Below are 12,999 nucleotides of genomic sequence, written 5' to 3' on the forward strand. Positions count from 1 at the left end.
AACCTCCCCCTAATTAGATTTCCATTTATGCAACCAAGAGCCTATATAAGAGAATATAGCTGCAAATAGTAAACTTCTAATAAATACACCAAACGCGGAAAAACCTATCCCTGCATTAAATCCTTCTGTATCTCCGAAAGCGTTCATACTAACGTCAACACCTAATGATGATAATGAAGCAAGCCCCGTCATCAATACCGCATATAAAATACTGAATACTGCAATACTATTAAGCAAATTGTAGCTCTTAGCTGCTATTCTATAACCTGCCCATAAAAATAGGAGAATCGGTAGAATAATAGCTAGTTTCAAATAAAGGTCAATATTCGCCTCTTTTAAAAACATTTGAGCAAAAAATAAATCCGTGTTTGCTTCTCCTTTTGCACTTAAACCAGAAAATAATCCGTAACTCATGGATGCTTCTTCTTCACCAGCGCCAACACCTTCTGCTACAACAAGTTTCAAAGGCGATAAGTGGACAACATTCCAAACTAACACACTCAACTGAGCACTCAGCGTTGTCACGAGTAAATAACTTTTATCCAATATTTCTTCAAGTGGTGTTCCAATAACCTCTGGTAAAATTTGCGCTTTAAATTCATTTACTTTAGAACCAATAATCGCAATAGAAATAACAAAGAATACACCTATACCACGAACAAACGTCCAAATACTTTGGTGGATTGCTTCTCCAAATGCGTACTCCTGATGTAACACACCTGTCGTTTGTTTAAAATTACGTGCAAATAATAGTCCTAGTCCCGAGAATAAGAAAGCTAAAATAAAGGACACAAACAATGTTGCGAAGAAAGAATAGTTGTTCGATAAATGAATATTCATTACGACATCTGCTTCATCTAAATTTAGCTTGTAGTTAAAACCAATGAACAAGGATAAAACACTTAATAAAATAGAATAGAAAATAGCAATAAGAAATGCTTGTTGAACTCGGTTACCTATTGAAGCTTCTTTGTTTCTAAATCCTGCAATGCAACCAGCGATAAACAAAGCAATAAATGGAATAAGGAGGTACATAACAATCCCATTATTAACTCCAATGTCACCTGTCATTTCTCCTCTTTCCCCAAACATTTCCCCGTTGATGTCTAGCTTAAATGTTGGGTCAATTAAATGAGAAAGTAGCATAAGATCGGTGACCCCAATTAACTTATCTATTTCTGGTAAGTCTGTACCTGTTTCGCTCTCTATTTGCTCCATAAGGAAATTAATATCCATATCTGTTACATCTTCGCCTAGTAATTCTTGATAATATATTTCTGTTGAACTAATAATCGAAAGAGATAAAAGAAATAAAATGAGGAGAGCACTAACCACTGGGAGTATTGCTTTTTTCACCATACCCAAATCGAACATGCTAGAAAAAGATGGTTTCTGAATAGCGATAGACTCTTTTGATTGAGCGATATCTATTACTTTACGATTTTCAAACTTTAAGTTGGTATTTCCGCATGTATGGCAGTAGTTCTGTGATTCCGCTACTGTTTCGCCACACCCTGAACAGTAGACTGTTTTATTTTTTTGCAGACTGAAATTTGTGGTTGCACTCTGTAATGCTACACCATCATGTTTACAGTAATTAGCTGTTGTTGGATTTTCTATTCCACACACTTTACAATACAATTATTTTACCCCCTAACCAACCTGCTGAGTTCCACAGCATATGCAATACTTTGACGAAACTGGAATTTCCTCTTCGCACACACGGCATTGCTCTGTTTCTTCATCAACAAGTTCATGAACAGCTTCTACCTTTTGCCCACAAGAACCACAGAATTTATCATTTTCTGTAACAGTAGCACCGCAAGAAGGGCAACCATTTTCCTGTTTTGCTTGTCGTGCAAGCTTCTCTACTGCCTTTTGAGCTTTAAAAATCTCTTGATCAAACTGCAAAACCTTCTGCGTCAACTCATGCAATTCAACGTCCTGTAGTTCACCAGCTCTCATTTTTTTAAACGCTGCTTCCCCTAACGCTAAAATGATAGAAGCACGTTTCTCCCCATTTTCTTGGATTACTTTTCGATACTGACTAATTTCTTGAACTGTTTGTAACTTTTGTTTTCCTTGCTGTAGAGATCCCTGTAATTTATTCAGACCTCCGCCAATCTTCGTTTGTATATCACTCATCGTAACTCCTCCTTTTTACCTAATACTAAATTCTCCTATAAATTTACCACATCACCTACTAGTATTCTACATATTTTTACATATGTAATTACTTCCAAAAGCGTAGGGGAATAAGGAATTATGGGAAAGTGAAACCCCTATTGCAGAGGTAATTATCCTCCATTTCTATGGGGGCCAAAACAAATTACCTTTAGTACCTTAAAGTAGTGAGGGACGGACCTTTAGTGAAATTATGCACAAAAGGTCCGTCCCTTATCGCTTTAACGCATTAAAAATATTCTTTAATTTGCTTAAGGTTTACATCGTTTATGTTGGGAAGTGCGTGTTGCTCAAAGTTTTCCTCCCAATATCCAAACTTAATTAGTGAATCTAGGTTCATAGCTGGGTGAATCACTTTGTTACGAAGGTCCATAATTTGTCCACGTCCGCTTCCTAGTTTAAGAAGAAAACGGTCTCCTCCTTCATGTGCGATAATTTCTCTTGCTATTGGGATATTCCACTCTAGCTCTTCTGTTTCTAAGATGAAAGTTTCCAGTAGATTCAAATGATGCTGAAACCATTGCTCTAAAAATATCCATTGGTCATTTTCCCCCATTATATTTTTAAGTGGATACAGAAATCTCGCTCTCCAACCACTAGATTTTTCATAAAACTGGTCAAAAAACTGGGGGTGACTTGCCAATTTTCTAAAGAATACTTCGGCTTTTGTATTTTTTCTATTACACCAAACTTGGACTAGTAAAGCTGGGGCATTATCCCCAAATGTAATTCCGACTGCAATATCACTATAATTGTCTGCAAAAGCTGGAGAAATTTTTGCAATGTACCGGTCATGTACTGTCAGTTCCTTTATCATTTGTTCTACTTTCGGCTTTCCAAAACGTTTCCCCATCTCTATTTGCACCAGCTCTATTATTTCCTCTAATTTGCTCATCGTACTGGATATTTTCCCTAGAACCTGAAGATCCTCTCCTTCCAACTCACTAATCTTCATCAATCTCTTCCTCTCTAAAAATAGTAAAAACGCATCCACTAACGAATCTTCTCTAAACGGAAGGAAAAACTGGTAAACGTCCCTCCAGCGGAATAAATTAAATTTCACTTCAAAAGGAGTCGTAACCTCTTCCCGTCTTTTCGTACAGTAATGAAGGGAAACATTCTGAAAAACATCATCTTCCAAAAACTGAAGAAGAACAGTTTCATATCGCTCTAGCTGTTCTGTATGTAGGGTGGAATCGACTTTATTCTCTACAAACGCAATACTGTCTTTATTGTAAAAAACCATATCGACGATACAATTAAAATGATTAGAGAGTGGGTAGTATTTTTGCGTTGTAACCCTCCACTCTCCCCCCTCCAATGTTAAAACTTTAGAGACAAAAGCATCCAGCCACGCTTGATTCGACCGTAATACGCCAGCAAGTAGCTCTGTCGTAAAATCTTCTAGCGGTACTTTAGAATAATGCTCACTTCTTTCATACATATCTATTAAACTTTCAAAAATGCTAATCTGTTCCACTCTCATCCTCTTCCTCCAGCCGCTCATAATAACCACAGTGCTGACTACAAATAAATGCCTCAAAAACATCAATCGTAATAGAATCTTCTAAAACCATACTCTCTTCCCAGGCATCCTCTATTAGTAGTGCTCCACACCTTGGACAACTAGCCATCACAGCAACGCCTTTCCATCAAACTCTATTACTCGTTTAATTATAACGGAATACCTTATCAAATAATTAATAGGCCTTTTAAAAAGGAAGAACACCAGTGGTAAACCATCAATACACCTTAACGCATCACCGTAATGAGGGACGGACCTTTAGTGAAATTATGCACAAAAGGTCCGTCCCCCATCGCGGTGATGCGTTAACATGCTTGGGGACGGACCTTTGAAATAGACCTTTGAAATAGACCTTTAAAATAGATTTCTACAACTTACCAATAAAAAAACACTGAACATAAAATAATCCCTATCCAAACCAACGAAGCAACACTTCCCACTCGAAACAAGTCTTTATCTGTAAAGTAGCCATAGGTATAACTAATCAAGTGGACAGGAGATTGCGTTACGAGGAAAAATCCCGGAACACCTGCCAAAAATACAGGCATCGCAATATACATTGGAGACACACCAGGCATGTTCTCACCAATTGTCACTGCGAGTGGCAGCATGATTGTCAAAAATCCAAGTATGTTAACAAATACGATCCGCAGAATGCTGGTGCATAGTACAAGAATAAGCACAACCATCCATGGTGAATGTCCTGCAAGGAGACTATTTAAACTACCAGCCATCCAGTCAATTGTTTCCGTTTTAATTAGCATTCCAGATACCATCAAAGTAGACGCAAAAAACAGGATCATATCCCAGTCAATCGATTTTCTTGCTTGCTCCCAATTCCATACCCCGACAAACGGAAGCACTGTCATGCAAGCACCAAGCAAACCTATTTGTGGTATCGAATATCCATGCCAACTTTGCGTCATCCATAGCAATAAAGTCAATCCGATAATTGCCATCACTTTCTTTTCTCTAGCACTTACCCGCCCTAATTCCTTTATTTTTTCCTCAATTAGATTTAAAAGAAGGTTTCGATCAACTGTTTCTGGTGGAAATTTCACCAAAAAGATAACCCAAAGGATGATAATAAACAAAAAAACTGGAATTCCAAAAAGGAGAAACCATTTCAAATAGTTTATGTCTGGTGAAATGTCAGAAAATATTCCAAACGTGTAAATCGTTGAACTTGCCCCTGTCGCAACAAAAGCGCCTGATATTGCCGCCAAATAAGCAATTCCAATAAATAATGACTTTGCCAACTGACGGACTTCTCCTATTTTCTTTAAACTTCTTACCAAGCTATCCAATACAGAAGAAACAAGGCTTGCTTTCCCAACATTAGATGGCACTAACACCGAAAGCACAAACATTAACAAGAAAGAGATGAGAATCAATGCTTTTCCAGATCCACTAGAAAGCTTTAGCATCGAAAGAGACACCCTACTGGCAAGACCTGTATCAATAAAAGCTTTTGAAATAATAAAAGTAGAAAATAGTAGCCAAACAATGCCAGAACTAAAATAACTTAACGATTCTTCATAACTAAAAAAGTGAAAGGACAGAAGCAACACAAATAAAAGTGAACTAAACGCAAGCGGAAACACTTTTCCAATCCATAATATTTGAATAATAACTAGTGCAACGACTGCCTTCCACTTCATATCCCAATCAAAAATGGGTAAAAAGAACAATAAATATAATACTAGAGAAACACCTAGTAATAGTTGTTTTTTATTCATTCCTTTTGCTCCTCTTCCCTGTAAAAATCATTAGAAAAAGCCACCGCTTAATAGGTGACTTTTTCTAGTTCCCCCTTCTATCCCGAAAGTTGTTTTATTCTGTGCCAGGAACAATTAGCAGGAATTGTTCCTGGCACAACCAAAGCTAAGAGATTAGTGGGTAACCTTTGTATCCTTCTTATTGCCAAGCACATAGCGTGCAGCAGTAGAGCCTGCTAATTTTCCGTATACAGCTCCAGACATCAAGCCAGATCCTCCTGGGTAGTTGTGATAGAAAATTCCACCAATCATCTCACCAGCGGCAAACAGTCCGGACAATGGTTTTTCTTCTTTATCTAATACTTCTCCTGCCGAATTCACATGCAGGCCTCCAAACGAGAAGGTAATTCCACATGTAACTGGAAATGCATAAAACGGACCTTTTTCTATTCGAAGTGCCCAGTTTGTTTTTGCAGGTGTAACACCTACTGTTCCCTTCCCGTCTTTTTCCGTTGGATTGTATTCCCCATCTTGAACAGCTGCATTGTATTCTTCAATCGTTTTTAAAAACTCCGTCTTGTTTACCGGCAACAATTCCACTAGCTCTTCCAATGTATCCGCTTTGTAATAGGTTGCCTCTTCTAAATCATATTCTTTGCGAAGCAGTGAACGAACCTGCGCGTCATAGATTTGATAAGCAACATGATCAGGCTGTTTTAAAATTTCTCTACCGTATTTTGCATACGTGTAGTTACGGAAGTCTGCTCCCTCATCTACAAAGCGTTTCCCTTGGTTATTTAACATAACGCTAAGTGGGTAGGAGTGCTTTTTAAAAATATCGCCTGGCTTTGTGAAATCGCCGACTTTTGGTGCATTATAATCGGTTCCAATAGAATGGCAGCCAGACCACTCACCAAATTTCTCCGCACCAACTGCAAGTGCCATCGAAATTCCGTCCCCTGTGTTATACTCTGTTCCACGGACAATCGCTGCTTCCCATTCCTCTCCAATGTGTTGACTACGCAGCTGTTTGTTCGCTTCAAAGCTTCCACAAGCCAAGATAACACCAGCTGTATTTACCGTTACGTTCGTTTCCTCCTGCTGAACAACAACGCCAGTAATTCGCTCATCCTCTTTTACAAGCTCAACTGCAGCTGATTCATACCAAACATCAATGCCAAGCTCTTTAGCACGAGAGAACAACTGCTTCATCAAGCCAACACCTTTGTTTTCCGTTTTAACCGGAAGACCACCCCAAAATTGACGTTTCCCATCTTCTTTTACAAAAGACTGATTATCAGAATTTAGTTCGAACTTCACCCCATGACCTTTCATCCAAACAAGCGTTTCAAAAGAACGATCTACTAATTGTCTTGCAAGGTCTGGATTACTTTTTCCTTCTGTTACTCGCATAATATCTTCATAATAATCGTCTTCATTGTACTCAGGCATCACAATGTTAGCTGCCTCTTCATCGGAAAGTTCCGGCATCACTTTACGAATGTCCTTCAAATTATGATAGGCAACGCGGATCGCCCCATCAGTGAAAAAGGAGTTTCCACCGCGCTTATGTTCTGGACCTTTTTCGAGCACGAGTACTTTTGCTCCCTCTTCCCTTGCTGAAATTGCAGCACAGAGAGCAGCATTCCCCGCTCCAACAACAACTAAATCATATGATTGTTTAGTAGACATACTATTTCCTCCTTCAGTCTTTATAAATCTTTTGATATCGGATTATTTGGATTTGTTCCTCTCTTTTTTATTAGTTTAATAATCAATGGATAAAAGAGAGAAAGCAGTGTTAAAATCGTTAAACCGATAGCGATTGGTGTAGCAAAGAATATGTCAAGACTTCCATCCGAGGACAATACAGCCATTCGGAAGTTTTGCTCCATATCAGCTCCAACGATTAGTGCAAGCACTAGTGGAGCAATTGGGAAGTCTAAAGTCTTTAAAAATAGACCGAATATTCCGAATAACAAAAGTAAAAAGAAGTCTATTGCACTGTAACTTAGCGTATATGTTCCGATAAACGCCAGCAAAACAATAATCGGATATAATACTTTTGCCGGTGTATCAAGAATTCTCACCAAAAGACCAACAAGCAAAATATTAATAATAACCAAAGCTATATTTCCAATAAACATGCTATTAATCAATGTCCATACCGTATTCGGATCATTTTCAAAAAGCAATGGACCTGGCTTCATACCAAGCATAACAAGTGCCCCCAGCATTACCGCTGTAGTACCAGACCCTGGAATACCCATTGTTAGGAGTGGAATTAACGCACCAACAGAGGCCGCATTATTTGAAGACTCTGGAGCTGCCAACCCTTCGACTGCACCCTTTCCAAATTCCTCAGGCTTTTTCGAAATCTGTTTTTCTGTAGAATAACTGATCATTGAGGCAATTGAACCACCAGCACCAGGCAGTACGCCGATAATAAAACCAATTGGACCGTTCCGTATAATTGGCCACATTGACCTTTTCCACTGATCCTTCGTAAACCAAATCTTGCCGACTTTCTTTTTCTCTTTTTTCAATTTATCAATAGTTAGATAGTTAAAAAGCACTTCTCCAATTGCATACACACCAATAATGACAATAAGGAAATCAATTCCTTCACTCAGATGTGCACTTCCGAATGTAAAACGGTACACACCGCTTTGCGTATCAATCCCTACTGTACTTAACATAAGACCAAGAAACATTGCGATGAACCCTTTAACCATTTTTCCAACTGAAAGAGATACAATCGCAGAAAGTGTAAGAAGCATTAATAAAAAGTATTCAGCAGGACCAAATTTCAAGGCGAAACTTGCTAATGGCTCTGCGAGGAAAATAAAACCGATAACCGCCATAATTCCCCCGATAAAGGAAGCGACAGCCGATATCGCCATTGCCTGGCCAGCTTGCCCTTTCTGTGCCATTGGATAACCATCAAATGTAGCAGCAATTGCTGATCCATCTCCTGGCGTATTCAAAAGAATCGAGCTTCTTGACCCACCGTACATTGCTCCATAATAAATGGCAGCCATTAAAATGATGGCACTTGTCGGTTCCATACCGAACGTAATCGGAATGAGGACCGCAACCGCTGTAGCTGGTCCCAGACCTGGAAGCATTCCGACAATCGTACCAAGGAAACCTCCAATAACGACCCACATTATATTTATTGGTTCTAGAGCGGTCATCAAACCTTCCATAAAATTATTTATATCCAATTAGATCACCTCCTAAGGTAGACTGACTCCTAGTAAAACGCTGAATGCATACCAAGACAAGAAGGAAAAACCAACTGCCACCGCCAAATTGACAACCACTTTCTTTCTACCATTGACAGTAAACAATAGGGCTCCTAAAAATAAAACAGTAGAGAAAAGGAAACCAATAGGTTCAAAAATGAAAGCGTAAATGGCCCCATACAATACAGTTAACCCTATTAATTTCGGTGTCCGTCCTTCTAGCAAGAGTTTAATACTTTCATTATGTTCGTTTAATTTTCTCCATTCTTGAAACAAATAAACGACGCTAAATATCAACATTAGTATGCTTAACCCTATTGGAAAATAAAGTGGTCCATTAGGGTTCCCTAAGTTTGCCTTTGGTAGGTTGATAGATGCTATTAAAAAGGAGCAGCTTAATAGAATCAAAAAGATAGGCATTCCTAATTTTATTACCTTCATTGGCTCCTTCCTCCTTTTTCTAGTTTCAGCGGCTAGCCAATACCATCACCCCATAAAGGCAAAAACCACCTTTCTGGGATGCTTGTCTTATGCTGTGCCTGGGGCTGACCAAGCCGCTTCCGCTTTTCTTTTTACTCCACTAATCCTGAGTTATTTACTAACTCTTCGTATAAATCGGCCTGTTCTTTCATGAAAGCCTTTGTTTCTTTGCTATCTTTGTAAAATTCATCCCAATCATTATTTTCAAGCATTTTCTTCCATGCATCGGTTTTCACCATTTCTCCGATTTTTTCATCCCAGTAAGCAATTTCCTCTTCTGACATATCAGGAGGTCCCATGATTCCTCTCCAGTGTGGGAATACCATGTCCACGCCTTCTTCCGTCCAAGTAGGAACATCATCCAAACCTTTTAATCTCTTTTCAGATGAAACAGCAAGAATTTTTAGTTTACCTGCTAAATGTTGCTCCTTCACTTCTGATAGAGAAGTAGTTACTGCATCAACATGTCCACCAAGCAGAGCCGTTACAACATCGCCGCCGCCTTCATACACAAGAAAATCCATTTTAGTAGGGTCAATTCCCTTTTCACTTGCCGCTTGAACTAATGATAAATGGTCATCGTTTCCAAGCCCTGGGCCAACGCCGATTTTGACAGACTTCGGATCCTTCTTCATTTGATCCAGCAACGCAGAAGCTGAGTCATACTCCGAATCAATCGGAACTGCTAATGCTTGCCATTCCGTCGCAAGCGTTGCGATTGGAGTGAAATCATCATGAGTCAAATCGCTTTGACCAAGCAAATTATTTGTTAATACGAGACTCGAGTTGATAGCAAGATAATGAGAATCCTTCGTCTCAAGATATTTCCATCCTACTTCACCACCGCCACCTGGCTTATTAATTACGTTAATGTTTTTATCTACAATATCGTTGTCCCTTAAAACCTTTTGCACAGAACGAGCCGTCAAATCCCATCCTCCACCAGGAGATGCGGGAGCAATAATTTCAATATTCTTTGATGGAAAGTCTTTCCCACCTGAAGCAGAATTCGAACAAGCAGTCATTAGTGCTATGACACCAACAAGGAACAGTATTCCTAACCTTTTCATAAAATCTACACCCCTTTTATTCTGTTTGTATTTACCTAATTCCATCCCCCTATTGAATTAGGGTGAAATACGTTAATTTTATCTTAGTGGCTAGCTTTATTTATGTAAACGTTTTCAAAATATTGTGTTTTAAAAAACTTATGGGTATTTTGTTCATTTTGTTCAGAATGTTTTTAATTATCAAATGAGTGGCACTTAGGGGTCAGGCACAGAATAGTATTTTCGTGCCTGACCCCTAAGTGCTACAGTGTTGGACTCTATAGAACTACCATTTCCTACCTAAATATCACTAATCACTCTCATTCCCCATCAATTAATCGATACCGCCTCTCCGGTCGCCCAACAATTCCATACACATGCTCTACTGTCGCAACCTTCGTTCCAACAAGATATTCGAGATATCTTCTGGCTGTTGTCCTTGATGCACCCATTTTTTCACCGGCTTTTTCCGAGGTGATCCCTTCCTTTTCATCTCGTAAAATACTCGTCACTTTGTTAAGGGTTAAATAGTCAATTCCAGGCGGAAGGTTGTTTCTCTTTTCGGCTTCTTTTGTCTTTTGTCCGCTAAAAAGACTATCCAATACTTGCTGGTCAACCTCTGATAACGACTCCAGCGTCATTTTCTTTCGCACGTAGTTGTTCATTGTTTCTTGAAATTTTTCCAGCGTAACTGGCTTGATTAAGTAGTGTTCAATGCCGTATCTTAATGCTTTTTCTAAGAAGGCTTTTTCCTTAGCAGCAGTAATCATGATGATGTCCACGTTAGGATGCTCTGCCCTAATATTGTGCAGTAGCTCTGTTCCAAGTTTGTCAGGCATGTATACGTCTAGTAAAAGTAGATCCACTTTTTGTGAATTCAGTATCTCTATTGTTTCTGTTGCGTTAACTGCTTTGCCGACTAACTTCATTTTCTTGTTTTTTGCTAAAAATTCCTCGTGTATTTGAGCTACTCTAAAATCATCTTCTGCAATTACAACGTTTAGCATTTTACTATTCTCCCTTCTATTCCTTTTTCGGTAAAAATACAGTGAAAACAGTTCCGCTATCCTCACTTGAACTCCATTCGATAGAACCTCCAAGAAGATCTACTTCTTCTTTTACATTCGCAAGACCATAGCCCCGATTCTCGCCTTTTGAGGAGACCCCTTTCTGAAAAATCACATTTGCATTTTCATTTGAAATACCACTTCCACTATCCGCTATTTCAAAAATGATATCGTTTCCAATATCCGTTACGAAAAAAGAAACGGATTTCTCATCATTATCCGCTACCGCTTCGAATGCGTTATCAATTAGGTTTCCTAACACAACAATAAGCGGGGAAAAGCCAATATGTGCTGGAAGTGGAGCCAAAGAACTCTCTCCATCTATTTCAAAATTAATTTTCTTTTCTGAGGCTTTTGCTAGTTTCCCTAGTAAAATAGCTTGGACCTTTTCATCTAGTAGACTATGGAAGAAAATATTCATATGGTGTTCTTGTATCTCTGACTCTTCTTTAATTAAATCGATTGCTTCCTTTTGTTTACCGAGCTGAATGAGACCGAGAAGAACATAAAGTTTATTTTTAAATTCATGCGTTTGAGCACGCAGGTCTTGAGAATATTGTTTTACTTCGGAAAGGGCATCGACCATTTTTTTTACCTCTGTCCTATCACGGAAACTGGATACTGTTCCTACTTTTTTATCATTCTCCATAATAGGCTGAGAGTTTACTATCATCGTTTTTTCTTTGTATTGAAGCTCTACATTATTTCCTTTAATTCGCGAATAAAGAACATCTAGCATAGCGGGTGACGAGATGACTTCTTTCACCGTTTTTCCCTCAACATTTTCTTTTACATCGAGCAATTCCCGTGCCGATTGATTTATCATTGTAATCGTTCCCTGCTCGTCAATTGCGACAATTCCTTCTTTTACCGACTGGAGAATCGCATTTCTCTCTCTAAATAGAGCACCAATTTGGTAAGGTTCTAATCCAAATGTGTCCTTCCTTATACTTCGAGCAAGAAAAACACTTCCTAAAATACCGAGGAAAAGAACAATACAAGAAAGAATAAGCATCGTTTGAATTTCGGAGGCAATATTCTTACGTATTTCTGCCATATTAAATTCTATTGTTACCGTACCCTCTACCTTTTCGTAATTATCGTATCGAACCATAACAGGAACAATTCCCTTTAAAACCTCGTTGTCGCCTTCTCCTTCATGAATAATGTCATTACTGCCATACAACAGTACCCGGGAACGCTCTTTCCTATCACCATCTATGCCCCCTTGACCAACATAGCTGTATATCTGCCCTTCTCTATTCTCGAGAAGAATCGCAGAAGCATCCACCTGCCCTCGTATTTGCTCCGCGACCGCACTTAAACTGTCTTCTGGTTCCTGTTTTCGAAAGGAATCCTGAATCACAGGCATATACGAAAGCGTCTTCGCTGTCTGCAACGCAAGCTCCTCCGCTTGCTCTACATCCTCTCTCGACTCCATATAAGCAAACATCCACGTTAATAAACCAATCACCATAAGTAAAAGCGAAATAACAAGCCCCAATATTTTTACTTGAAGAGGAACCATTAGCAATCGTTTCATATAAATCTCCCATTTTTACTGAATATTCTATTATATAAATATATCATTTTGTCCGTAAAAGGAGTATGGGTCTTTCGTAGATTCGAAAACAATACAGCACCGTCTTAAAACTATTTCAAACTAAGCAAAGCCTATCCTATTATCACATTAATGCGTTAAATCAACGAGGGACGGACCTCTTGATC

At 38.8% G+C, this 12,999-nt stretch carries 11 protein-coding genes; all 11 read right to left on the minus strand.

Features of this window, described 5'->3' with window-relative positions:
• Positions 1-9: 9 nt before the first annotated feature.
• Positions 10-1,641, minus strand: coding sequence for a zinc ribbon domain-containing protein (locus tag ACFSUL_RS20670; protein ID WP_377938187.1), 1,632 nt, complete (start codon positions 1,639-1,641; stop codon positions 10-12).
• Between the two features lie 12 nt (positions 1,642-1,653).
• A complete protein-coding gene (locus ACFSUL_RS20675; protein ID WP_377938189.1) occupies positions 1,654-2,145 on the minus strand; it encodes a zinc ribbon domain-containing protein in 492 nt (163 codons plus the stop codon).
• A 268-nt stretch (positions 2,146-2,413) separates the two neighbouring features.
• A complete protein-coding gene (locus ACFSUL_RS20680) occupies positions 2,414-3,670 on the minus strand; it encodes a hypothetical protein (RefSeq protein WP_377938191.1) in 1,257 nt (418 codons plus the stop codon).
• Positions 3,651-3,818, minus strand: coding sequence for a hypothetical protein (locus ACFSUL_RS20685; protein ID WP_377938193.1), 168 nt, complete (start codon positions 3,816-3,818; stop codon positions 3,651-3,653). Before ACFSUL_RS20685 ends, ACFSUL_RS20680 begins: the two co-directional genes overlap by 20 nt.
• A 265-nt stretch (positions 3,819-4,083) precedes the next feature.
• Entirely contained in the window at positions 4,084-5,448 is a 1,365-nt protein-coding gene (locus tag ACFSUL_RS20690; RefSeq protein WP_377938195.1) for an SLC13 family permease, read from the minus strand.
• A 153-nt stretch (positions 5,449-5,601) separates the two neighbouring features.
• On the minus strand, positions 5,602-7,119 hold the full coding sequence (gene tcuA / locus ACFSUL_RS20695) for an FAD-dependent tricarballylate dehydrogenase TcuA (protein ID WP_377938197.1): 1,518 nt from the start codon (positions 7,117-7,119) through the stop codon (positions 5,602-5,604).
• Between the two features lie 20 nt (positions 7,120-7,139).
• Positions 7,140-8,636 (minus strand): tripartite tricarboxylate transporter permease, encoded by a 1,497-nt coding sequence (locus ACFSUL_RS20700; protein WP_377938346.1) that lies wholly within the window; start codon positions 8,634-8,636, stop codon positions 7,140-7,142.
• Positions 8,637-8,666: 30 nt separating this feature from the next.
• On the minus strand, positions 8,667-9,116 hold the full coding sequence (locus ACFSUL_RS20705; RefSeq protein WP_377938199.1) for a tripartite tricarboxylate transporter TctB family protein: 450 nt from the start codon (positions 9,114-9,116) through the stop codon (positions 8,667-8,669).
• Positions 9,117-9,247: 131 nt separating this feature from the next.
• Complete coding sequence (locus tag ACFSUL_RS20710) at positions 9,248-10,225, minus strand: tripartite tricarboxylate transporter substrate binding protein (protein WP_377938201.1); 978 nt, start codon at positions 10,223-10,225, stop codon at positions 9,248-9,250.
• A 299-nt stretch (positions 10,226-10,524) separates the two neighbouring features.
• The gene (locus ACFSUL_RS20715) at positions 10,525-11,211 is read right to left on the minus strand and encodes a response regulator (protein ID WP_377938203.1); all 687 of its coding nucleotides are present in this window, start codon (positions 11,209-11,211) and stop codon (positions 10,525-10,527) included.
• A gap of 16 nt (positions 11,212-11,227) precedes the next feature.
• A complete protein-coding gene (locus tag ACFSUL_RS20720) occupies positions 11,228-12,814 on the minus strand; it encodes a sensor histidine kinase (RefSeq protein WP_377938205.1) in 1,587 nt (528 codons plus the stop codon).
• Between the last annotated feature and the right edge of the window lie 185 nt (positions 12,815-12,999).

It is taken from the genome of Bacillus seohaeanensis (genome assembly GCF_042684945.1).
In the GTDB taxonomy this organism is placed as follows: domain Bacteria; phylum Bacillota; class Bacilli; order Bacillales; family Bacillaceae_B; genus Rossellomorea; species Rossellomorea seohaeanensis.